Consider the following 22,647-nt stretch of genomic DNA (forward strand, 5'->3'; position numbering starts at 1 on the left):
TATGAGCGCCGCCTAGCTCGAAAGATAAATCTGTGACTGTCAACGAGGACTCGTTCACCCTTTGGAAGCACCGCGAGGAGATCGCGGAGTCGATGATCCCGATCATCGGGAAGCTGCACCGCGAGCGGGACGTCACGGTCCTGCTGCACAGCCGCTCCTTGGTGAACAAGTCGGTGGTCAGCATCCTGAAGACGCACCGCTTCGCCCGGCAGATCGCCGGTGTGGAGCTGTCGGTCACCGACACGCTGCCGTTCCTCCAGGCCCTCACCACCCTCGACCTCGGGCCCTCCCAGATCGACATCGGCCTGCTCGCCGAGGCCTACCAGGCCGACGACCGGGGCCTGTCGGCCGCCGAGTTCACCGCCGAGGCCGTCGCCGGTGCCACCGGCGCCAACAAGATCGAGGGCGCCGAGGGACGCGACGTCGTCCTCTACGGCTTCGGCCGCATCGGCCGCCTCGTCGCCCGCCTGCTCATCGAGAAGGCCGGCTCGGGCAACGGTCTGCGGCTGCGCGCCATCGTGGTGCGCGGCGGCGGCGAGGCGGACATCGTGAAGCGCGCCTCGCTGCTGCGCCGCGACTCCATCCACGGCCAGTTCCAGGGCACGATCACCGTCGACGAGGCGAACAGCACGATCGTCGCCAACGGCAACACCATCAAGGTGATCTACGCGAACGACCCGTCCGAGGTGGACTACACCGCGTACGGCATCAAGAACGCGATCCTCATCGACAACACCGGCAAGTGGCGCGACCGCGAGGGCCTGTCGCAGCACCTGCGTCCCGGCATCGACAAGGTCGTCCTGACCGCGCCGGGCAAGGGCGACGTCCCGAACATCGTGCACGGCGTCAACCACGACACGATCAAGCCGGACGAGCAGATCCTGTCCTGCGCGTCCTGCACCACCAACGCGATCGTGCCACCACTGAAGGCGATGGACGACGAGTTCGGTGTGCTGCGCGGTCACGTGGAGACCGTCCACTCGTTCACCAACGACCAGAACCTGCTGGACAACTACCACAAGTCGGACCGTCGCGGTCGCTCCGCGCCGCTCAACATGGTCATCACCGAGACGGGCGCCGCCTCGGCCGTCGCCAAGGCGCTGCCCGATCTGAAGGCGCCGATCACCGGCAGCTCGATCCGCGTCCCCGTCCCGGACGTGTCGATCGCGATCCTCAGCCTGCGCCTCGGCCGGGAGACCGACCGCGAGGAGGTCCTCGAGTACCTCCGGGGCGTCTCGCTGACCTCGCCGCTCAAGCGCCAGATCGACTTCACCAACGCGCCCGACTCGGTCTCCAGCGACTTCATCGGCTCCCGCCACGCCTCGATCGTCGACGCGGGCGCCACCAAGGTCGACGGCGACAACGCGATCCTCTACCTCTGGTACGACAACGAGTTCGGCTACTCCTGCCAGGTCATCCGGGTCGTCCAGCACGTCTCCGGCGTGGAGTACCCCACCTACCCGTCGCCGGCGGTCTGACCGCCCGGGCAGGGATCTCACGGTCACGGGGCCGGGTGGACGACGCGTCCACCCGGCCCCGTGGTGTGACGGCGCAGGTCCGTGGCACTTGCAGTGCCATGAATCGGACGAGGCGAGGAACGGAAGTGGTGCGGCGGCACGGCGGGGCCGTCGTGCTGGCGGTGCGGCGCGCCTGGTCGGGGCCGGGCCGCGAGCGGGACCTGATGGCGCAGGCCGGGAAGGCCGCGCTGGCCGCGATTGTGGCGTGGGCCGTGGCCGGCTGGTGGCTGAGGGCGCCGATGGCGTTCGTCGCGCCCTGGTTCGCGATCGTGCTGGTGGAGTCGACGGTGTACCGTTCGGTCGCCCACGGTCTGCAGCAGCTGGCCGCGTTCGCGGTCGGCACGGTCGCGGCGACGGCCGGTGCCCTGCTGCTGGACGGCACCCTGGTGGCGATGGTCCTGGTCCTGCCGGTGGTGCTCCTGCTGGCGCAGTGGCAGCGGCTGGGCGCCCAGGGCATCTACGCCGCGACCGGCGCCCTGTTCGTGCTCACCGGCGGCCAGGTCACCGTGGCCGCCGCCGGGGCGCGGCTCGCGGAGGCGGTGTTCGGGGCCTTGGTCGGCATCGCGGTCAACGCCCTGATCCGTCCCCCGCTGTATCTGCGCGACACCCGCGCCGCCCTCTCCGAGGCCGCCCGGGAGGCACAGGCCATCCTGGAGGCGGTGGCCGACGGGCTCACCGACAGCGCGGGCGATCCGGATCCGCACGCCGCCGGGGAGTGGCACGAACGCGCCCTGCGCCTGTCCCGCCTCGTCGACCAGGCCCGGTCGGCGATCGGCTGGAGCCGGGAGAGCATGCGGGTCAACCCGCGCGGCCGCCGCACCCGGGCTCTCGCGCCGCCCGGCCGGGCCTACGACGACGCCCTCACGGTGCTCGACCATGTCGCCGTGCACACGGCGGGCGTGACCCGCACCGTGCTGGAGACCGCCGGCCACGGCTCCCGGCCGGCCGGGCCCGTGCCGGAGATCACCGGCCCGTACGCGGAGTTCCTGCGGCACACCGCCCGCGCCGTCGGCCTGTACAGCCGGGTCCGGTTCTCCGCGGCCGGCGCCGACCGTGACGCCGACCGCGCGCTGCGGGAGACCGTCGAGGAGCTGTCCCGCGCTCTCGACGACCTGCACCGCCGGCTGCCCGACGCCGTGCGCGACGACCCGGACGCCCTCAGCACCCACGGCACCCTGCTGGCGCAGGCCCGTCGGCTGGCCGATCAGCTCGTCCAGGGGTGATCCGGCGCCGGCCGGTCACAGGTCGATGATCACGAGGGCGGTGTCGTCGGTGGCGCCGCTCAGGGGCAGCAGATCGAGCAGGAGGGCGTCGGCGAGGTCCTCCGCGCCGGCCCGGCGATGGCGGGTGAGGGCGTCGGCGAGGCGGGCCAGACCGGTGTCGATGTCCTCGACGCGGCGCTCGATCAGCCCGTCCGTGTACAGGACGAGGGTGTCGCCCTCGGTGAAGTCGACGGTGGCCTGCGGGCGGGCGACGCGGTCGGGGCGGGCGCCCAGCGGCGGGTCGGTCGCCCGGTCGAGGAAGGTGACCGAGCCGTCCGCGCACAGCAGCGCGGGCGGCAGATGGCCCGCGCTGCTGTACATGATGGTGTGGTCGCTCCAGTCGATGCAGGTCTGGACGACGGTGGTGTTCTCGGCGCCCTCGACGGAGGCGGCGTACAGGCCGAGGGCGTCCAGCGCCTGGGCGGGGCCGTCCGCGACGAGGGACGCGGCGCTGAGCGCGCTGCGCAGCTGGCCCATGGCGCAGGCGGCGGCGAGCCCGTGCCCGACGACATCGCCCACGGCGACCCCGATCCGGTCCTCGCCGGGCATGTCGACGAGGTCGTACCAGTCGCCGCACACGTTCAGCGCGCCGGTGGCGGGCCGGTAGCGCACCGCCGCGCGGTGGTGGCGGACGGGGCTGGGCGCGGGCAGCATCGCCCTCTGCAGGGCGAGGGCGACCTCGCGTTCACGGTCGTGCGCCCGGCGGAGGCGTTCGTTGACCTCCTGCAGTTCACGGGCGCGGGTGTACAGCTCGGCCTCCAGGACCTGGGCCCGGTCGCCCAGCGGTCGGGAACGGGCCCGGATCAGCTCGGTGACCTCCTCCACCTTGTGGATCAGCAGCACCACGGTGCCGTCCGGGCCGAGGAGGGGCGCGTTCACCGGGCTCCAGTAGCGCTCCTCCCACTCGCCGGGCCGCTCCGCCGACTCCACGTCGTAGCGCTGCAGCGCCATCGCGTCCCGTTCGCCGCTCTCGACCACCCGGGTCAGGGACGCCGCCAGGTTCCGCATCCCGGTGGCGCCCGAGTCGCCGGGGTTGTCGGGGAACACGTCGAACAGGTACCGGCCCACCACCTGTTCCCTGGTGCGGCCGGACTGCCGCAGGAACTCGTCGTTCGCGTCCGCGTAGATCAGGTCGGGCGTCAGCAGTGCCACCATGCCGGGCAGCGCCTGGAACACCGCCGCGTAGTCCGTCTCCGTCTCCGCCATGGTGCGCCGCCTCAGCGTCTGTGCCTGTTCTGCGATCTCCACCATAGGATCCCGCAGCCGGGACGGCGCGTCTCCGGCATCGAGAAAAACCGCAGGTCACGCAGTGTGGCCGGAGGGGGGCGCGGAGCGACCGGGCAGGGGCGCGGGCGCTCAGCAGGGCTTGCGCCATGCGTCCAGCTCCAGTCGTTTCACCATCGAGGACAGCCGCAGCCGTCGGGACTCCGCGCAGAAGCTGCTCCTCGGTTCGGTGTACTCGACATGGAACACGGCCTTCCCGGCGGCGATGAACGGGCTGAGGTCGGCGCATTCGTCGTACTGGGCGCACTCCTCGTTGACCGCGAAGTCGAAGTCGGCGAGGAGCTGGGGGATCTGCGGGAGGTCGTTCTTCAGGCCCACCGACAGGCCGCGCTCGTGGGCGATGTCGGCGATCATGCGGTTGTAGGCGAGCTGGTCGCGGGCGGTGAGCGGGAAGCCGGTGTCGCTGCCGTAGCCCTCGACCAGGTCGGGTTCGACCGCGTCGAAGCCTTTGTCCCGGCACATGTCGAAGCGGCGTTCCATGAGCGGCCGCAGGACGTCCAGGCGTCGGATGTCCAGCCAGCGTTCGCCGGCCCAGCCGTTGGGCTCTCCGAGCACCGAGCGGGGGAAGGCGTCCTTGTCGGGCCGGAAGTTCTCCCAGGCGCCCACGTTGACGTAGCAGATGACCTTGCGGCCGTCGCGGTGCAGCCGGGCCACGTCCGCCGCGGAGTTCTCGAAGCCGTCGATGTCGTAGACCGGCACGTCCGCCGAGGGGTCGACCTTCCCGTCCAGCTGCCACTGCCAGGCCAGCCCCGGCCGGGGCCGCCACCGTTCCCCGGCCGGGCCGGGGGTCGGCGTGCCGCGCCCCTCGGCCGGGCGGTCCGGGGTGCCGGTGCAGCCCGCGAGCGCCGACGCCACCAGGGTGGCCAGCAGGGTCGTGTACGCCAGTGCCGTCCGCCTCATCGTTCGGCGCTTCCGGTCAGCGCGGGCGTCAGCCGGGCCCACGGGTTGGGTGGTTCGCCGGTGACGGGGCCGCAGACGCCCGCGCCCCGCTCGTGCGCGGTGCGCACGGCGAGCGGCACGAGCGCCTCGGGCACCCCGTAGACGAGGTGGCACAGCCGTTCGGGCGGGTGGCGGGCGGTCCACGCCGGTCTGCTGAACGACGACACGTACGTCGACCAGTGGCCCTCGAAGGTGACGGTCAGGTCGGCGAGGCGGGCATAGCCGGAGGCCGGGTGCACGCCGGGGTTCAGGACGACCGTCTCCGCGCCGAGCCGGCGCAGCGCGCGGACCAGTCGCCGGCAGGCGGGCAGGCCGTCCGGGGTGGCCGTCACCTGGTCGAGGAAGCAGCCGTCGGCCGCGTACCACTCCCGGTGACGGCGTAGATCGTCGGCGATCTCGGCGCGGTCACGCATCCCGTAGTCGGTGTCGACGTAGCCGAGGAGCCGGGCCCCGGCCCCGCGGAGCGCGGCGGCTGCCGCGCCGAACGCGGGGTCGGGGTGCTCGCCCGGCCCGTTCGCCGGGTTGAGGACGACCGCGTAGGTGCGGGCCGCGGCCGTGATCAGCCGGTGCCAGGCCCCCGGGTCCTCGGCCGGGTGGACGTAGAGGGGCACGAGCAGGCTCACCGCCGGCCTTCCCAGAGCGCGGTCAGGGCGTCGTCGAGGGAGTGCTCCGGCCACCAGCCGAGCGCCTCCTCGGCGGCGGAGATGTCCGAACACTGCCACGACACGTCAGCCGACCGAACGGACCCGCCCCCGGCCCCCGCCCCGACGCCGCCCACTCCCGTCGGGCCGATGTGACCGGCCGGGCCGGGTGAGTACGCCGGACCGGCGAGGCCCGCCGAGAGGCCCGAGTCCGCGGGGCCCGCGAGCCCGGCCGAACCGGACGATGCCGCCGGACCCGCCTGGTCCATCGGGCCCGGCGAATCCGCCGGGCCGATGTGCCCCGCCCAGCCGTGCGCCCCGGCCCCGGGTGCCGCATCCCCCGGGCGAGGAGCCCCGTCCGTGCCTCCTGGGCCGGGTGCCCCGGTGGGTCCGGCCACCCATGTGGTACCAGCCGGGCCGCCCGGCCCCGGCGGGTTCTCCTCGATGCGGCCACGGAAGCCGGCCTTGGCGGCCAGGAGGTGTACCAGGTCACGTACCAGGACTGCCTGGCCGCCGCCGATGTTGAGGATCGGGGGCAGGGGGCCCGGTGCCGTGGCCGCGAGGACGGTGGCCCGGGCGACGTCGCGGACGTCGACGAAGTCGCGGTACGCGGAGAGGTCGCCCAGGCGCAGCACCCCGTCCCGGTCGGTCGTGCGCAGCAGGCGGGTGATCCGGCCGGGCAGTCCGCTCGCCGGTGCCCCCGGCCCGACGGGGTTGCCGACGCGCAGGACGACCGCGTCCAGGCCGGCGCCGGTGACCGCGACCGTGCCGGCCAGCTTGGTGGCGCCGTACGGGGCGGCCGGGCGGGTGGGCGCCGACTCGGTCACCCGGGTGCCGGGCGCGCCGGGCCCGTACTCGGCGGCCGAGCCCAGGTGCACGAGGCGGGCGCCGGGCGCCGCCTCGCGCAGGGCGGCGCACAGGACCGCCGGGCCGCGGGCGTTGACCTCCGCGAGGGTCACGGCGTCGCCGCCGGTGGCGCCCGCGCAGTTGACCACGGTGTCCGGCGCGGCGGCCGCCAGGGCCTTCGCCAGCTGTCCGGGTCGGACGGTGGCGAGGTCCACGGGGAACTCGGCGGCCGGCGAGCGCCCGCCGCCGAGGACCCGCGCGCCGGGCAGGGTGCGCAGCCGTGCGGCGACATGGCCGCCCAGATAGCCGGTGGAGCCCAGGACGAGAATGCGCATGCGGTGCTCAGGCTCCCTTGAGCAGAAGCGATTTACGGGTGGTGAACTCGGCGTTGGCCCGGTCGTAGTCGTCGGGGCGCCCTATGTCCAGCCAGTACCCGTCGAACTCGTAGGCGTGCGGCTGGTTCCGGGCCCTGATCAGGTCGAGGACCAGCTCGTCGAAGCCGAGGGGCAGTCCGGGCGTGTAGCCCTCCAGCGTCGAACGCGACACACCGTAGACGCCCATGGAGACCCGGTAGTCCATGCTCGGCTTCTCGGTGAACGCCACGACCTTGCTGTCGTCGGTGGTGAGCACCCCGAAGTCGATGTGCACCTTGCGGGCGTACGTGGCGATGGTGAGCGGCGCGCCGGACTCGCGGTGCCGGCGCAGGACGTCGGCGTAGTCGAGGTCGGTGAGGATGTCGCCGTTCATCACGAGGAACTCCGCGGGGAGCCGGTCGCGCAGGTTGAGCAGCGGGCCCATGGTGCCGAGGGGGCTCTCCTCGGTGGCGTAGCCGACGGTCAGGCCCCACTGGGAGCCGTCGCCGACGTAGGCGCGGATGATCTCGCCCAGGTGGCCGATGGCGATGGTGCAGTGGGTGAATCCGGCGGTGGAGAGCTGGCGCAGCACGATCTCCAGGATCGCGTGCTGGTCGCCGATGGGGACGAGCGGCTTCGGCAGTGCGGTCGTGTAGGGCCGCAGCCGTACGCCCTTGCCTCCCGCCAGGATCACTGCGTGCATGGTGCTCCTCCTTCAAGGACTTCGTGGACCGCGCGGCCTCGCCGGCCGTGCGGGTCGTGCCGGACGGGAGTCAGATGTTGTAGATCCCGGTCTTGTAGCGGGCGAGGTTGGCCGGGTCGCGGAAGAACTCCACGGTCTCGGCGAGTCCCTCCTCCAGGGAGTGGGCGGGCTGCCAGCCGGTGGCGGCGGTGAGTCTGCTCGCGTCGGCGACGAGCCGCATGACCTCGGAGTTGGCGGGCCGGATCCGGGCGGCCTCCTCGCGGACGTCGAGGCCGGTGTCCATCACCTTGCCGATGAGGGCGACGAGGTCACCGACCGCGATCTCCCCGCCGGTGCCGGCGTTGAAGGTGCGGCCCACGACCCGCTCGGCGGGCGCGGTGCCGACGGCGAGGAAGGCCCGCGCGGTGTCCTTGACGAAGGTGAAGTCGCGGGTGGGCCGCAGGTCCCCGAGGGTGATGGTGCGCTCCCCCGCGGCGACCTGGCCGATGACCGTGGGGATCACGGCGCGCATGGACTGGCGGGGTCCGAAGGTGTTGAACGGCCGCAGGGTGACCACGGGGGTGTCGAAGCTGGCGTGGTAGCTGTCGGCCAGCCGGTCGCCGCCGGCCTTGGAGGCGGCGTACGGGGACTGGGTGTGGATGGGGTGGTCCTCGGTGATCGGCACGGTCCGCGCGGTGCCGTACGTCTCGCTGGTGGAGGTGTGCACCAGGCGGGGTGTGCCGAGGGCGCGGACGGCCTCCAGCACGTTGAGGGTGCCGGTGACGTTGGTGTCCACGTAGCTGTGCGGGGCCTGGTACGAGTACGGGATCGCGATGAGCGCGGCCAGGTGGTAGGCGGTGTCGGCGCCGTCGAGGAGGCCGCGGACGGAGCCGGGGTCGCGGACGTCGCCGAGGACGATCTCGACGTGGTCGAGGACGTCGGGGTGGAGGGTCTCCAGCCAGCCGTAGGAGGAGAAGGAGTTGTACTGGGCCATGGCGCGCACGCGGTGTCCGGAGGCGACGAGTGCCTCGGTGAGGTGGGAGCCGATGAAGCCCTCGGCTCCGGTGACGGCGGCGAGCGGTGCGGAGGTCAACGGTGGTGTCCTTCCGGTAGGTCGGATGTGGGGGCTGTGGCGGGGTCATGGGTGAGCGCGGGGCTCAGGCGTGCGGCGCGGGCCGGCCGAGCACGCGCAGCGCGCACGCGGACAGACACAGCGCGGCGGCGGCGCAGCTCAGCGGCAGCGCCGGGTCGCCGGGTGGCAGGCGCAGCAGAGTGATCGTTCCTGCGGTGCCGGCCGCGGCGAGGCAGATCAGGGCCGGGGGCCAGGCCGCGCCGAACGCCTGGAGCAGCAGCGCGGTCCACAGCGCGGCGGCGAGGAGCAGCAGGGGAGCCGGGTCGGCGCCGGTGAGCAGGGCCGCGGGCAGCAGCGGCAGCAGGTAGGCGAGGAGGCAGAGGCCGAGGACGCCGGCCGAGCGGAGCAGGAACCCGGCGGGGGTCGCGACGGCCCGGAGGGCGGCGACGGACAGGCCCCGGTAGCGGTAGAGCAGCCATTCCGCCGGTCCCATGCTGACGGTGAGGACGATCACCGCGTACGGCTCCTCGCGTCCTTCGAGGAGGACGAGGACTCCGGCGGCCAGTCCGAACAGGCCGTAGGGCAGGGACGGCAGGAGGCGGGGGCGGGTGGCGCCCGGTACGGCGTCGACGGCGAGCGCGGTCCACAGCACCCGGCCGGTGACGGCGAGGGTGGCGGTCAGGGCGAGCGCGGGCAGTCCGGCCCGGAGCAGGGGGCCGGGCTCCCACCACGGCAGGACGGCGGCGCCGGCGATGAGGGGGCTGAGTGCGGCGAGCAGCAGCCGTTCGCGGGCCAGGACCAGCAGGACGCCGGCCGCCGCGAGGTAGGCGGACTGCGCGGCGGCGACCAGGGTCACCGGTCCGCCCCCGGCGGGCAGTGCGGCGGCGGCCGTGGCGACGACCGCGCCCAGGGGCGCGCCGGTCAGGAGGGTACGGGCCGCCTCGTGCCGTCCGGTCGCCATGCGCAGATGGGCGCGGTGGCCGAGGGCCTGGCCCCAGGCCCAGGAGACGAGTCCGGCGACGATCAGGGCGGGGGCGTGCCCGCCGGGGTTCCACAGGGGCGCGGTGAGCAGATAGGCGAGCCCGGGCAGCGCGAAGAGCACGCCGCGCAGCAGGCAGCGCACGGTGTCGGGGCGCCATACGTCGGGTTGCGACGGGGGCTCGGGGAACGTCCTCGGCACCCGTTCGTAGAGCGCGGCGGCCAGGGAGAAGAGGTTCGGGTGGCCGTAGCGTTCCTTGATCACGGTGGCGGACAGGCCCTCCGCCTCCAGGAACGCGGCCACCTCGTAGGGGTGGACGGCGGGGCCTATGCGGTCGGCGAGTTCGGCGGCGAGTTCGCTGACCGCCGCCTCGTCGGGCCCCTGGCGGGGCAGCCGGATGGTGAGGGTGGTGTCGTCGGCGAGGGCCCAGCTGGGGCGGCGGCGCGGGCGGCGCCGGTCGGCGAGGCGGATGGTGAGCGTCTCGTGTTCGACGCCGCCGGGTTCGAGTGACATCGGCCCGCTCATCCGGCCACCGTGCTGATCGCGGTCAGCTCCCCCGGTGGGACCGGTACGTGCGCCGGCGCGGGGCCCAGGGTGGGCAGTTCGAGGTAGATGGACCGGAAGGTGTCGATGGTCTGGCGGAGCGTGAACTGTTCGATGACCCGCAGCCGGGCCGCCTCGCCCATGGCGGCGCGGCGGGCGGGATCGCCGAGCAGTTCCAGCGCCGCCGCGGCCATCGCCGCGGGGTCGCGGGGCGGTACCACGAGCCCGGTGTCGCCGACGGCCTCGCGGACGCCGCCCACGTCGGTGGAGACGGTGGCCCGGCCGCACGACATGGCCTCGATCAGGGTGAAGGGGAAGCCCTCGCTGATGCTGGAGAGCATCACGACGTTGCCGGCCGCGTAGGCGTCCTTGATGTCGTCGACGCGGCCCTCGAAGGTGACGGCGTCGGCGTGTCCGAGTTCGGCGGCGAGGGCCTCGCAGCGTTCCCGGTAGGCCTCCCCGCCCTTGGGGGTTCCGCCGAACAGCCGCAGCCGGGCCTCGGGGAGTCGTTCCCGGACGAGGGCGAAGGCCCGGATGAGGGTCTCCAGGTCCTTGATCGGGTCGACGCGGCCCGCCCAGCTGAGCGTTAGGGTCTCCGGCTCGGGCCCGGCGGGTGGGAACGCGGTGGGGTCGACGCCGTTGTAGACGGTGCGTATGGACTCCGGGTCGGCGCCGCCCTGTTCCTCCCAGAGGCGGTTGTAGCGGTTGCCGGGGGTGATCAGGGCGGCCCTGCGGTAGGTCTCCTCCGCGAGGAGCCGGAAGAAGCCGAGGACGACCGCCTTGACCGGCCAGCGGTAGGGGGCGGTGCGATAGCCGAGATAGCGTTCGCGCAGGTAGACGCCGTGTTCGGTGAGCAGCAGGGGGACGCCGTGCCGGTCCAGCGCGGCGAGGCCGGGCAGGACGGCGACGCCTCCGCTGACCGCGTGGGCGACCCCGGTCTCGGGTGGGGGTGCGGCCAGCGGGCGCAGGGCGTGCTCCAGCAGGGAGGTCGCGGTGAGCGCGTCGTGCAGGGTGGGCCGGGACTCGTGCACGGCGAGGCCGGGGCGGTTCCACACCGAGGTCAGCAGGGTGATCGCCCGGTCCGAGCGCAGGAACGGGCTCAGCGCGCCGTCGGCGGCGGCCCTGGCCATCGTGTACAGGGCGGGTGCGAAGCCGGGTTCGGCTCGGGGGTCGAGCAGGGCGGTGAGGAACTGTTCGTAGGCGGTGGCGAGCCGGTTGCGGGCGCGGCCGCGGGGCGGGTCGCCTGCCGGCGGGTCGCCCCACATGGGGACGGACAGCACGCGGGAAACCTGCGCGGGCAGGTCCCAGACGAGGGGTTCGCGCCCGGTGCCGGTGACGGCGATGACGTCGAAGTCGAGATCGGGCATGCCCTGGACGAGTTGGTCGCACCAGACGCTGACGCCGCCGTGACTATGGGGATAGGTGCCTTCGGTAAGCAAGGTGACGCGCGTTGCGCCAAGGTTTCGCGTTCCGTGCGGAACGGGCATCGTTGTGCTCCACGGCCGAGGTGTGGGGTGGTTCGTACCGCTCCCGGCCGCCGGGTGGGCGGCCGGGACCTTCGGTCGGTGTGCGCCTCAGTCGTCCTCGGTGGACGTGTCCGCGCCGTAGGGGACTCTCTCGCTCACACCCGCGGGGACCCGGGTGTCCGGTGCCGGCTTCGTGGCTTTGCCGGGGTCGGCGGGGGAGACGGTCGGCGCGTCGGCGGAGGACGGCAGGGTGAGGGTGAGGGGTGCGCCCGTGGCGGTGGTCCAGCCGGAGGCGGCGCCCGCGTACGCCTCGCCGAAGGCCGCGCCGCCGCGAGTGGTTCCGGTGGGGAGGGTGGCGGTGACGGCGATGCCGTCGGGTGCGTCGACGGTGACGGTGGAGCCGACGCGGTAGGCGGTGACGTCGCCGGCCTGGAGGGCGGCCTGCCAGGCGGCCCGGCGCTTGAGTTCGGCGCCGATGGCCTTCATCCGCAGGTTCACCACGGGGGTGTTGTCGGCGAAGAGGGCCGCGTAGCCGTCGAGGACGCCGCTGAGCACGGGGTAGGCGATGCGGTCCTCGGCGAGGTTGGACTGGTGGATGAAGTGGGGCCTCGGGTCGTTGGCGAGGACGTGGCCGAGGGCGATCCGCTTCTCCAGCGGCACGATGACCTGTGCGTAGCCGGTGGCCGTGTCCAGGGGTGCCGTGAGGCAGGTGGTGGTGGCCGGGTTGTCCTCGCAGATGCCGCTGCCGCCCTGGGCGCGGCTGGTGTAGATCCAGTTGTACTCGTCGACCTGTTCGGCGGCGCGGCCCGCGTTGTAGAAGACGTTCATCGGGTGGCGGGGCACGGTGGTGGCGGGGCCGACCTGCCGCTGGGTGGGTTCGCGGGAGTTGTCGGAGCCGAGCCAGGCGATGTCGTTGTCGTCGACGGCGAGCGCGAGGTTGGGGTTGTCCTGGGGCTGCTGCGGCAGGACCTTCATGCCGGAGTGCTCGCCGGTGACCAACTCGCCGTTCTCCAGCGGGAGTCCGTTGATCTGGCCCCAGACGCGGTTGGTGGCGATCTCGTCGGAGATCTCGTTGCGGCTGACCCAGCGGGTGGAGCCGTCGGCGTTGGTCGCGCACTTCCAGGGCACCACGGTGGTGTTCTGGACGCAGCCGAGGAAGGGGTGCGAGTAGGTGTGGTTGATCCAGCGGAACTTGTTCCGCTGCGCGATCAGCCGGTCGGCGAGGGCGTCGGTGCCGTTGTGGTCCTCGCGGTGGTCGACGCTGCCGGCGCCGTTGTAGGCGAAGTCGAGGGTGAAGTTCTTCTGGTTCTGCCAGGTGATGGCGTGGTCGACGTCGGCCGGGGTCATGCGGATGGGGTCGGGCTGCGCGTTCGGGTCGGTGCAGTCGACGTCGCCGGGGGTGCAGTTGAGCTGGGTGTTCCAGCGGTCGTCGGCGGCGAACACGTCGTCGACGTGGACGGCGAAGTAGTTCCGGGAGGCACCGAGGTGCACGCCGCCGGTCATCCATTCGACGATGCCGCGGGCCAGCAGCCGGAACTGCTGCTGGTACTGGTTGTAGACGAACGTGACGACGAGTTCGCGGCGTCCGTCGTGCCGGTACTCGCCGACGAGGCTGCCCCGTGTGGACTGGCCGGGGATCGCGGCGTCGACGTACGGGGTGAAGTCGGCGCCCGCCACGGGTCTCGACAGGTAGGCGTAGCTCTCGCCGATCGCGGGGTCGTTGTCCTCGAAGGGCACCGCGCCGTCGAGATAGCCGAACGGGCCCGCCTTGCCGGCGGTGGTGACCTGGGCCTGGGCGCCGTCCATGCTGCCGGAGTAGCCGCCGTACACCGGGTACTGGAGTCCGGCTTCGGGGCGGGCGTAGGTGTAGGCGTCGACCTGGGGTATCTCGTATGTCTGCTCGTAGGCGACGAGTGCGGCCATCTCGGCGGAACCGGCCGGGAACGGGTTGTCGTTGGGCAGGACGACGGCCTGGAATCTGGCGCGCGGGCGGCCGTCGACGGTGTCCGCGAGGAAGCCCGCGTCGATGACGGGCCGGTCCGACCGGGTCAGGTCGATCTCGGTGTACGGCGTGCCGGCCGCGGTGAGTTCGGCGGCGATGGCGTCGGTGGACGGGCCGCCGTCGCTCACCACCAGGACCCGCAGGTCGATGCGGGGTGCGATGTCGTCGGCCTGCGCGGGGCCGGCGGGCAGGCCGAGTGCGGCGATGAGCGCGCCCACCGTGAGCACGGTGGTGCGTAAGGTCCGCTTCATGCGGTGAAGTCCCCTCCCCGGGCAGGGGTGAGCACGCCTCTCCTGAGCGGACGCACCCCCTTGCGTGACGCCGGCATCCCCCTCAGAAGCCAGTCGTCGACGCATCCGTCGCGTCACATAGTGGTGTCTGTGTGGAGCTTTCGTGGTCATGCGGAGAAACATGACGGAAAAGCGAAGGTGTCCAAACGGAATCACATGGAACCGATTGAGATGGTTTTCCGTCGCCACCGGGGGTGCGGAGGGCCGGTTCCGGATGACCATGAGGGCCCGGCGCGCTGGTCCGGGCCCTGTGCGGTACACCGGCGGGCCGTGGGGGCCCGCCGGTCAAGCTGTCAGTGGTCCATACCGCGACAAGTGCGTGATCGCAGATCATTTCAGGTCACGCCCCCCGCGGATGCCCACATCCTGGACGAACCGTCAGGCGCAGAGGACCCGCGTCTGGGGCGTGTAGACCGGGCCGCCGCTGGTGTTCGTGGAGTCACTGAACTCGGCGTAGTAGTACGAGTAGAAGCCGATGTTGCCGTTGCAGCCGGAGTCGGCGGCGACCTGGAGCGTCAGCGTGACGGTACGGCTCTGACCGGGCGGGATGGTGGCGCCGTAGTTGGTGCCGAGGTTGGCGGGGCCGGTCCCGGAGCAGGGGGTGGCGCCGGCGGCCGTGGCCAGGCTGCACCCGGTGAAGGCGTACTTGAGGTCGGGGCGCTGGGTGGTCAGCCAGGTGGGCTCGATGGTCTGGTACACGAACCAGATGTCGTAGGTCTTGTTGTTCGTGATCGTCATCGACAGGTTCACCGTGCCGCCGGGCGTGGTGGTGGTGCTGTCGGTGGCGAAGGTCAGCTCGGCCGGCGCGGGGTCGGCGCTCGCGGTGGGCGCCATCCCGAAGACGGCGAGGGCGAGGGCGAGGACGGCGCCGAGGCCGAGACGTGTCATCAGTGGTGATCGCATGGGCCGGGAGGCTAGGCACACGACGAGCGGGCCGTCTGCCCCTCCGTGAGCGAGCCGGGAAGCCGTCGGCCGAAAGTGTGCGCGGCGTGAAGATGATGGGGGGGATGTGTGCGGCATCCCGCACGGGGACATAGACGCAGGGTGATGAGCATGTCACACAGGGCTCGAACGTGGCCGGTGGGGGCGGCGCGGGCCATGGGGACTCTGTGGCGGCATTGGCGTGTTTCGAACCGTATGGCCGCCGCTCGGCAGGCGGGCTGCCGGCCGTCCGCCGTTCCCGCGCCCGTTGACGCCATGGGCGGGCGTGTTCGCGAAGGGCCGGAAGTCGTCCGTCGAAACGACCGCCCCATTGATGGGACGCCGCATCGCCTGTTCCATGACCCCTGGCCGGCGGTCGACCGCCGCCGGGGATCCGACTCCGTGGGGGAGACAGTGCGTCAGCACAGAGCACGTTCCGGGAGATCAGCAGGCTTATCGAGAGCACGGCGAGGCGGGGTCTCGGGTGCGGCGGCGCTGTTGGGCGTCGCCGCACTCGTCGTGTCGGCGGTGCCCGCCGGCGCGGCGACCGGGGACGACACACCACCGCCGGCCCCCGGCGAGGTGGTGCCGGGGCAGCGGACGGCGACGCCCGCGCTGGTGGACGACATCCGGGAGCGGGCCCCGGCGGCCGGTAGCGCGGCGGACGCGGCGCGCGCGTACCTGGCCGCCGAGCGGGACCGCTACCGCATCGCGAACCCGGTGCGGGACCTGGAACCGGCCGGGACCATCAGGGCGGACGGCGGCCGGGAGACCGTACGGCTGCGGCAGGAGCACCGCGGTGTGCCGGTGCTCGGCGGCCAGTACGTCGTCCGCATGGAGAAGGGGGACGACGGCCGGAGGGTCGTCACCGGAACCTCGGGCAAGTACTTCACGGGGCTGCGGACCGACACCGCGGCCGAGGTCGACGACGCGCTCGCCGTCGAACGGGCGGTCGACGCCGTACGGGCCGATCTGGACGCCGAGGACTTCACCGCGTTCGAGAAGGCCGACGAGGACGGGGCACCGCTGACGGGCACCTCGCACGGTCTGGTCGTGCTGCCCGCCGGCGCGGGTGTGCTCACCCGGCACATCACCGTGCGGGGCACGAGCCCGGCGGGCGGCGAGCCGGTGCTGCGCGAGGTGTACATCGACGCGCACGCCGGATACCCGGTGCTCCGGTACAGCGGTATCAAGACGTTCGGCACCCCCCGCACGGCCGGGGCGGGGAAGGCGGCCGACCGGGCAGCGCGGGCGGCCGATCCGACGGGCTCCGGCGTCAAACTGGACGGCAAGTCCGTCGCGTTGCAGGTCAGGCAGGACGAGATACAGGGCACGTACGCCCTGCGCGACCACTCCCGGATCCAGAACGACTACGGGGACTTCCTCGGCACCTGGGACGCGAGGGGCCTCGGGGTCACGGACGTGGCCGGTGTGTGGCCGCCGGAACTGCCGCTGTTCACATCGCCGACCCCGGCCTTCGGCTCCGAGGCCACCGAGGCGGGCGCGGTCGACGCGCACTGGGCCGCCGGGCAGGTCTACGACTACTTCAAGAACCGGCACGGCCGGGACAGCCTCGACGGGCGCGGCATGTCCGTCCACTCGCTGGTCGGCGTCTCCGACGGCGGTCAGCCGTATGTGAACGCCTTCTGGGACGGCCAGAAGATGGTGTACGGCAACGGCGACGCGGAGTACCTCCCGCTCTCCGCCGGGCTGGACGTCGTCGGCCACGAGATGACCCACGGTGTCATCGACCACTCGGCCGATCTCGTCTACGCGGGCCAGTCCGGCGCCCTGAACGAGGCGATCGCGGACTACTTCGGCAACGCCATCGAGACGGACGTGTACGGCGTCTCCATGGACGACCCCACCGCGAGTCTGCTCGGTGAGCGGCTGTGCCGCGCCAGACCGGCGAGCGAGTGCGCGTTCCGCGACCTGAACGACGGGCGGACCACGGCCAAGTCGTTCCTCGGCGTCGGCTTCGGCACCGACAGCGGGGGCGTGCACCTCAACTCTACGATCTTCTCCGGCGCGTTGTGGGACGTGCGTGAGGATCTCGGGGCCCGGCTCGCCGACCGGATCGTGTACCGGGCGCTCACCGAGTACCTCACCCCGCTCGACGGGTTCACCCAGGGGCGGGACGCGGTGATCGCCGCCGCGAAGGACCTGGGCGTCGCCGGGCCGGACCTCACGGCCGTGCGGCGGGCCTTCAACGCCCATGGCATCGTGCCCAACTGGGAGCTGGCCCTCGGCGTCGACTCCGACACGCTGCTCGAACGCGTCAACACCACCGACACCCGGCTGGGCGCGGGCGGCGACTGGTGGACGGCATCCTCCTCCGACGAGGCCGGCTCGGAGCCGTACTCGGTGTGGGCCGGGCGCACGGACGGCACCGGGCGGCTGAAGCTGATGAGCCCCAACGACGGCCGCTATCACGTCAATCCGGCCACGGACGGGAAGACGGTGGTGTGGCAGGCCCACGGGTCGAACGGCATCGACATCCTCGCGCGGCCCCTCGCGGGCGGGCCGGTGAAGGTTCTCGCCCACCATCGGAGCATCGGGCGCGCCCTCGACGTGGACGGTGACGTGGTGGCGTACGCGTACAACAACCACGGCGGGCGTGCCGCCATCGCCTATCTCAGCCTGAAGGACCCGGCGAACAAGGTCTCCCGCGGCGGGGGCACCTACCGCCGGGCGACCTGGCCGTCGGTGAGCGACGGCAGGCTCGTCTACCAGGACTGGCGGCGCGTGGCCCATGAGTACGAGTCGAGCACCCGGGTCATCGACATCGCGACCGGCGAGGAGAGCGTCGTCCAGATCGCCACGCCGGGCACGGGTCTCGGTCCGACGGCCGTCGCGGGCGGGCGCGCCTACTGGCTGCTCGACGAGATCGACGGGAACGGGGTGACGGCGCTGCGCCGCGCCGGACTCGACGGCTCGGACGTCACCGACCTCAGCCCGGAGACGGGTCCGCAGGCGCTCAACGTCTCTCAGGTGACGGCCTCCGACGGCGCGGTGACGATGGTCGCCCGGACGCCGGACACGGTGCTGCGCAACGAGTCGCTGTCCAAGCTGTGGCAGTTCCCGACGGACGGCGACGGACTGCGTCGGGGCCGGGTCTCCTGCAACCGGGGCGAGCAGCTCTCGGCCGCGGCGGCGCCGGGCACCCGCGTGGTGTGGCTGGACGCGACCACCGGCACCAGCGAGGTGGTGACCCGGGCCAGGCCGAGCGGCCGGTGCGACTGACCGGCCCCCGCGTATGGACTCCGCGCGCCCGGGCACTCGGGGCGCGCGGGGTCCGTGAGGACGCCGTTCAACGTACCGACGCGACGACGAAGGACCTGTGCTCATGAGCGACGACGAGCGGCGGAACCCGGTCGAACGCCATCCCCGGCCGGCTTTTCCGCAGCAGGACCAGGAACATCCGGGCCGGACCGGCGCCATGGACCCGCCCCCGGACCACGGGGAGGAGTCCTATCGGGGCAGCGGGCTGCTCACGGACCGCAAGGTGGTACTGACGGGTGGTGACTCCGGGATCGGCAGGGCGGTCGCCCTGGCGTACGCCCGGGAGGGCGCGGACGTGCTGTTCACGCATCTGCCGGAGGAGGCGGACGACGCTCGGGAGACCGCCCGGCTCGTCGAGGACGCCGGGCGGAAGGCGATCGCCGTGGCGTGCGACGTGCGGGACGAGGCGCAGTGCCGGGCGCTGATCGAGCGGGCGGTCGCGGAGTTCGGCCGGATCGACGTGCTGGTGAACAACGCCGCGTACCAGATGGCCCAGTCGGACGGCATCGAGGGCATCTCGACCGAGCAGTTCGACCGGGTCGTGCGGACCAACCTGTACGGGATGTTCTGGCTGTGCAAGCTGGCGCTGCCGCACATCCCGGCGGGTGGGTCGATCATCAACAGCACCTCGGTGCAGGCGTACAAGCCGAGTCCGCATCTCTTGGACTACGCGATGACCAAGGGCGCCATCGTCACGTTCACGCAGGGGCTGGCGCAGATGCTCGCCTCGCGCGGGGTCCGGGTGAACGCGGTGGCGCCGGGCCCGGTGTGGACACCGCTGATCCCGGCGACGCTGCCCGACACGGAGGAGTTCGGCAAGCAGGCGCCGCTGGGGCGGCCGGCCCAGCCGGCGGAGATGGCACCCGCGTATGTGTTCCTCGCGTCCGACCGGGCGAGCTACATCACGGCGGAGATCCTGAACGCCACGGGCGGCACTCCCCTGCCCTGACGCACAGAGGATTCCGGAGCGGTGGGCGGACGGCGCGGTCTCCGCCCACCGCTCGGCACGAGTACGGCCGGTCGGCCCCCACAGCGTCGCACGGCCCCCCACAGCGTCGCACGGCCTCCCACAGCGCCGCACGGCCCCGGCCGTTCGCCCGGCGGCACGGCTGACTCCGACTCCTGAAGACAACATGGGGGATATGCCCGAATTGTCGGCATGAGTGCCCATCGGCTGGGAACTCCGATGGGCATGGCCTTCACACCACGGCGTCATCCACGGGACCAGGGGCCTCGCGGGTTCACCGGTCGCGTGCGAGACCACCCCATGTAAGACTCGCTGTTCGGGCGTCCCCCGCCGGCGGTGCGCATCCAGCCACCGCTCCCTGCCAGGCCGGGGACCGAGCCGGGGCTTTCTCATCGCCCCGCTCCCCAGCGGACACCCCATTCCGCTTGTTCCTCTCATTCCCTCATGCCGCTCCGAGCGGTGCGCCGTCATGCCCGGCGCGTGTTCAGGGGGGCGATACGCCGTCGCCCAGTACGGAGGAGATCGCCATGTCCACCGCCTTCTCACCGACCTGGCAGCACGCTGTCGTCACCGGCGGCGCGGGTTTCGTCGGTTCGCATCTGTGTACCGCCCTGCTGGACACGGGCACCGAGGTCACCTGCGTCGACGACCTCAGTACGGGACGCACCGAGAACATCGCCGCGCTTCTCGAACACCCGGGCTTCACCTGGGTCGAGGCGAATGTCGCGGAGGGCATCCCCGTCGATCTGCCCACCGACCTGGTGCTGCACTTCGCGTCCCCCGCCTCGCCGGCCGACTATCTGCGATTGCCCCTGCACACGATGGAGACGGGCAGCCTCGGTACCCGTCACGCCTTGGAGCTCGCCCATGCCAACGGCGCCCGCTTCGTGCTCGCCTCCACCTCCGAGGTGTACGGGGATCCGCAGCAGAATCCACAGGACGAACGCTACTGGGGCCATGTGAACCCCGTCGGGCCACGGAGCGTGTACGACGAGGCCAAGCGGTTCGGTGAGGCGCTGACCACCGCCCACGCCGACACCAAGGGCACCGACACCGGCATCGTGCGCCTGTTCAACACGTACGGTCCGCGCATGCGCGGTCACGACGGCCGGGCGGTGCCGACGTTCGTGCGGCAGGCCCTCGCCGGGGAACCCCTCACGGTCACCGGCGACGGCCGGCAGACCCGCTCCCTGTGCTACGTCGACGACACCGTGCGAGGGGTGCTCACGGCAGCGGCGCACGGCATGCGCGGCCCCGTCAACATCGGCAATCCGGGCGAGATCACCATGCTCGACCTGGCCCGGCTGGTCATCATCCTCGCCGACTCCGACTCCGAGATCCGCTTCGTCGAACGCCCCACCGACGACCCGGCGTTGCGCTGCCCGGACATCACCCTGGCCCACGACAAGCTCGGTTGGGAGCCGCGGGTGGCGCCGGTGGACGGACTGCGCCGCACGATCGACTGGTTCCGCGCCGAGGCGGCGGCCGATGCGCGCCGCACGATGCCGGCACCGCCCCACTGACGCCGGCTCACGGCGCACGGCCCCGCCCCGGTTCACCCCCGCCGACCCCGCGCGCCGCACCGGCAGCGGCACCGGCACGGCTCTGGCACCGGCGTCACCCCCTCGCCGAAAGGTCCGCCCTTCATGCGCATTCTCGGAATCAACGCGCTGTTCCACGACCCCGCCGCCGCGCTCGTGATCGACGGCCGTACCGTGGCCGCCGCCGAGGAGGAGCGGTTCTCCCGCCGCAAACACGGCAAGCGGCCGGTGCCGTTCGCCGCCTGGGAGCTGCCGGAGAGGGCCGCCGCCTGGTGCCTGACGCGGGCGGGCCTGCGCCTCCGCGACCTCGACGCGGTCGCCTACTCCTACGACCCCCGACTCGCCCGGCCCGCCGGGGAGATGGGGCTCGACGACCCCTGGGACCCGCTGCGACAGACCTACGCGCGGGAGGCCCCCGGCTTCCTCGCGTCCGCACTGCCCGGCCTGGATCCCGGCATCGTCCGCTTCGTCCCGCACCACATGGCGCACGCCGCGTCGAGCGCGTTCGGCGCCCCCGACGCCGGGGACTCTTCGGTGCTGGTGCTGGACGGCCGCGGCGAACGCGCCTCGCATCTGGCCGCACACCGCACCGGCGACCGGCTGGAGGCCCTGTACGCGCAGGAACTGCCCCACTCCCTGGGGCTGGTGTACGAGGAGCTGACCGAGCACCTGGGATTCCTGCGCTCCTCCGACGAGTTCAAGGTGATGGCCCTCGCCTCCCACGGCACCCCGCGCATGCTGGCCGAGCTGCGCCGGTACGTGCACCCCACCGGTGACGGCGGGTTCCGTGCCACGGGCGTGCCCTGGTACGAGCTGTGCGCGCCGCGCGGCCCGGACGAGCCGTGGTCACGGGAGCACGCCGATGTGGCGGCGAGCGCCCAGGCGGTCCTGGAGGAGACGCTGCTGGACCTGGTGCGCTGGCTGCACGGGCGGACCCACGACGCCACGCTCACCCTGGCCGGCGGTGTCGCCCTGAACTGCGTCGCCAACTCGCGGATCGCCCGTGAGGGGCCCTTCTCCCGGGTGTGGGTGCAGCCCGCGGCCGGAGACGCGGGCACGGCCCTCGGCGGCGCGCTGCTGCTCGCCGCCGAGGAGGGCGAGGACCCGGAGCCCATGCCGGGCGCCGATCTGGGCCGCGACTGGTCGGACGCCGAGCTGGGCGCGTGGCTGAAGACGGCGGGCGTGCCGTTCGAGCGGCCGGCGGACATCGCGGCCACCGTGGCGCGGACGCTGGCGGACAACGGCATCGTCGCCTGGTTCCAGGGCCGTTCCGAGTACGGGCCGAGGGCGCTCGGCCACCGTTCCCTGCTGGCCCACCCCGGGCACGCCGGGAATCTGGAGCGCCTCAACGACGTCAAGGGCCGCGAGCAGTTCCGGCCGGTGGCGCCGATGGTGCTCGCCGAGCGCGCTGCGGAGATCTTCGACGGCCCGCTGCCGAGTCCGTACATGCTGTTCGTGCACGACGTGGCCCCCGAGTGGCGTGAGCGCATACCGGCGGTCGTGCACGTGGACGGCACGGCCCGCATCCAGACCGTGGACGTGGGGCGGGAGCCGCTGGTGGCCCGGATGCTCGGGGAGTTCGAGCGACTGACCGGGCTGCCGGTCGTCGTCAACACCAGCCTCAACACGGCGGGCCGGCCGATGGTCGACGATCCGCGCGACGCCCTGGAGTGCTTCGGCTCCTCCCCCGTCGACCTGCTCGCGATCGGACCGTACGCGGTACGCCGGCCGGGCTTCTTCAGTGGCGGGGGCGGGGAGGTGGCGCGATGAGCGGGTCCACCCGTCAAGGGCGGCGCCTCGGTGCCCACGGCGGCTCCGACGGCGGTGGCGGCTCCTACGCCGTGGTGGTGCCGACGCTGGGGCGGCCGAGTCTGGGGGCCTGCCTGGACGCGCTCGCCCGGTCCGAGGGGCCGATGCCGGAGCGGGTGGTCGTCGTCGACGACCGTCCCGACCCGGGTGCGCCCCTGGACCGGACGGTCCCGCCGCCGCTGCGGGACAGGACGACCGTGGTGCGGGGGCGCGCGGCGGGCCCGGCCGCCGCCCGCAACACCGGGCTGCGG

16 protein-coding genes and 1 pseudogene are annotated in these 22,647 nt (G+C 72.9%); 7 read left to right on the forward strand and 10 right to left on the reverse strand.

Annotation, left to right across the window (positions count from 1 at the left end; translation table 11 throughout):
* The first annotated feature begins 32 nt into the window (after nt 1–32).
* Complete coding sequence (locus AOK23_RS24035) at nt 33–1,478, forward strand: glyceraldehyde-3-phosphate dehydrogenase (protein ID WP_055714739.1); 1,446 nt, start codon at nt 33–35, stop codon at nt 1,476–1,478.
* Nucleotides 1,479–1,576: 98 nt separating this feature from the next.
* Complete coding sequence (locus AOK23_RS24040; RefSeq protein WP_055714740.1) at nt 1,577–2,740, forward strand: aromatic acid exporter family protein; 1,164 nt, start codon at nt 1,577–1,579, stop codon at nt 2,738–2,740.
* Nucleotides 2,741–2,755: 15 nt separating this feature from the next.
* Here AOK23_RS24040 and AOK23_RS24045 read toward each other — a convergent pair whose 3' ends face one another.
* The 10 genes and pseudogenes from AOK23_RS24045 to AOK23_RS24090 form a co-directional block, all read right to left on the reverse strand.
* Nucleotides 2,756–3,985 (reverse strand): PP2C family protein-serine/threonine phosphatase, encoded by a 1,230-nt coding sequence (locus tag AOK23_RS24045; protein ID WP_055714754.1) that lies wholly within the window; start codon nt 3,983–3,985, stop codon nt 2,756–2,758.
* A gap of 150 nt (nt 3,986–4,135) precedes the next feature.
* Entirely contained in the window at nt 4,136–4,963 is an 828-nt protein-coding gene (locus tag AOK23_RS24050; RefSeq protein ID WP_055714741.1) for an endo alpha-1,4 polygalactosaminidase, read from the reverse strand.
* A complete protein-coding gene (locus AOK23_RS24055) occupies nt 4,960–5,625 on the reverse strand; it encodes a spherulation-specific family 4 protein (RefSeq protein WP_055714742.1) in 666 nt (221 codons plus the stop codon). Before AOK23_RS24055 ends, AOK23_RS24050 begins: the two co-directional genes overlap by 4 nt.
* A 416-nt stretch (nt 5,626–6,041) precedes the next feature.
* Nucleotides 6,042–6,824: pseudogene (locus AOK23_RS50170) on the reverse strand (NAD-dependent epimerase/dehydratase family protein); the annotation flags it as partial.
* 7 nt (nt 6,825–6,831) lie between these two features.
* Nucleotides 6,832–7,545: a nucleotidyltransferase family protein gene (locus tag AOK23_RS24065; protein ID WP_055714743.1), complete on the reverse strand. Its 714-nt coding sequence runs from the start codon at nt 7,543–7,545 to the stop codon at nt 6,832–6,834.
* A gap of 70 nt (nt 7,546–7,615) precedes the next feature.
* The gene (locus AOK23_RS24070) at nt 7,616–8,617 is read right to left on the reverse strand and encodes a GDP-mannose 4,6-dehydratase (RefSeq protein WP_055714744.1); all 1,002 of its coding nucleotides are present in this window, start codon (nt 8,615–8,617) and stop codon (nt 7,616–7,618) included.
* A gap of 64 nt (nt 8,618–8,681) precedes the next feature.
* Nucleotides 8,682–10,100, reverse strand: a complete 1,419-nt coding sequence (locus AOK23_RS24075; protein ID WP_055714745.1) for a hypothetical protein — start codon at nt 10,098–10,100, stop codon at nt 8,682–8,684.
* Nucleotides 10,097–11,605: a GT4 family glycosyltransferase PelF gene (gene pelF, locus AOK23_RS24080; RefSeq protein WP_055714746.1), complete on the reverse strand. Its 1,509-nt coding sequence runs from the start codon at nt 11,603–11,605 to the stop codon at nt 10,097–10,099. The genes AOK23_RS24075 and pelF overlap by 4 nt, the downstream gene beginning before the upstream one ends.
* A gap of 87 nt (nt 11,606–11,692) precedes the next feature.
* Nucleotides 11,693–13,837 carry a hypothetical protein gene (locus AOK23_RS24085; protein ID WP_055714747.1) on the reverse strand — a complete coding sequence of 715 codons (2,145 nt, stop codon included), beginning with the start codon at nt 13,835–13,837 and terminating at the stop codon, nt 11,693–11,695.
* Nucleotides 13,838–14,254: 417 nt separating this feature from the next.
* Nucleotides 14,255–14,764, reverse strand: a complete 510-nt coding sequence (locus AOK23_RS24090; RefSeq protein WP_420823739.1) for a hypothetical protein — start codon at nt 14,762–14,764, stop codon at nt 14,255–14,257.
* A gap of 531 nt (nt 14,765–15,295) precedes the next feature.
* Here AOK23_RS24090 and AOK23_RS24095 point away from each other — a divergent pair.
* The 5 genes from AOK23_RS24095 to AOK23_RS24115 form a co-directional block, all read left to right on the forward strand.
* Nucleotides 15,296–18,040, forward strand: coding sequence for a M4 family metallopeptidase (locus tag AOK23_RS24095; RefSeq protein WP_240496529.1), 2,745 nt, complete (start codon nt 15,296–15,298; stop codon nt 18,038–18,040).
* 103 nt (nt 18,041–18,143) lie between these two features.
* The gene (locus AOK23_RS24100; protein ID WP_055714750.1) at nt 18,144–19,028 is read left to right on the forward strand and encodes an SDR family oxidoreductase; all 885 of its coding nucleotides are present in this window, start codon (nt 18,144–18,146) and stop codon (nt 19,026–19,028) included.
* 545 nt (nt 19,029–19,573) lie between these two features.
* Nucleotides 19,574–20,569, forward strand: a complete 996-nt coding sequence (locus tag AOK23_RS24105) for an NAD-dependent epimerase/dehydratase family protein (RefSeq protein WP_055714751.1) — start codon at nt 19,574–19,576, stop codon at nt 20,567–20,569.
* Nucleotides 20,570–20,692: 123 nt separating this feature from the next.
* A complete protein-coding gene (locus tag AOK23_RS24110; protein ID WP_055714752.1) occupies nt 20,693–22,357 on the forward strand; it encodes a carbamoyltransferase family protein in 1,665 nt (554 codons plus the stop codon).
* A partial coding sequence (locus AOK23_RS24115) for a glycosyltransferase family 2 protein (protein WP_240496530.1) occupies nt 22,354–22,647 on the forward strand: 294 nt, incomplete at its 3' end. The genes AOK23_RS24110 and AOK23_RS24115, both read left to right, overlap by 4 nt.

This window comes from Streptomyces torulosus, from assembly GCF_001419765.1.
Taxonomy (GTDB): domain Bacteria; phylum Actinomycetota; class Actinomycetes; order Streptomycetales; family Streptomycetaceae; genus Streptomyces; species Streptomyces torulosus.

Coding starts and splice junctions, on each gene's coding strand:
- AOK23_RS24040 (WP_055714740.1), top strand. CDS start 1,577: ATGAATCGGACGAGGCGAGGAACGGAAGTGGTGCGGCGGCACGGCGGG.
- AOK23_RS24045 (WP_055714754.1), bottom strand. CDS start 3,985: ATGGCGGAGACGGAGACGGACTACGCGGCGGTGTTCCAGGCGCTGCCC.
- AOK23_RS24050 (WP_055714741.1), bottom strand. CDS start 4,963: ATGAGGCGGACGGCACTGGCGTACACGACCCTGCTGGCCACCCTGGTG.
- AOK23_RS24065 (WP_055714743.1), bottom strand. CDS start 7,545: ATGCACGCAGTGATCCTGGCGGGAGGCAAGGGCGTACGGCTGCGGCCC.
- AOK23_RS24075 (WP_055714745.1), bottom strand. CDS start 10,100: ATGAGCGGGCCGATGTCACTCGAACCCGGCGGCGTCGAACACGAGACG.
- pelF (WP_055714746.1), bottom strand. CDS start 11,605: ATGCCCGTTCCGCACGGAACGCGAAACCTTGGCGCAACGCGCGTCACC.
- AOK23_RS24085 (WP_055714747.1), bottom strand. CDS start 13,837: ATGAAGCGGACCTTACGCACCACCGTGCTCACGGTGGGCGCGCTCATC.
- AOK23_RS24090 (WP_420823739.1), bottom strand. CDS start 14,764: ATGACACGTCTCGGCCTCGGCGCCGTCCTCGCCCTCGCCCTCGCCGTC.
- AOK23_RS24100 (WP_055714750.1), top strand. CDS start 18,144: ATGAGCGACGACGAGCGGCGGAACCCGGTCGAACGCCATCCCCGGCCG.
- AOK23_RS24105 (WP_055714751.1), top strand. CDS start 19,574: ATGTCCACCGCCTTCTCACCGACCTGGCAGCACGCTGTCGTCACCGGC.
- AOK23_RS24110 (WP_055714752.1), top strand. CDS start 20,693: ATGCGCATTCTCGGAATCAACGCGCTGTTCCACGACCCCGCCGCCGCG.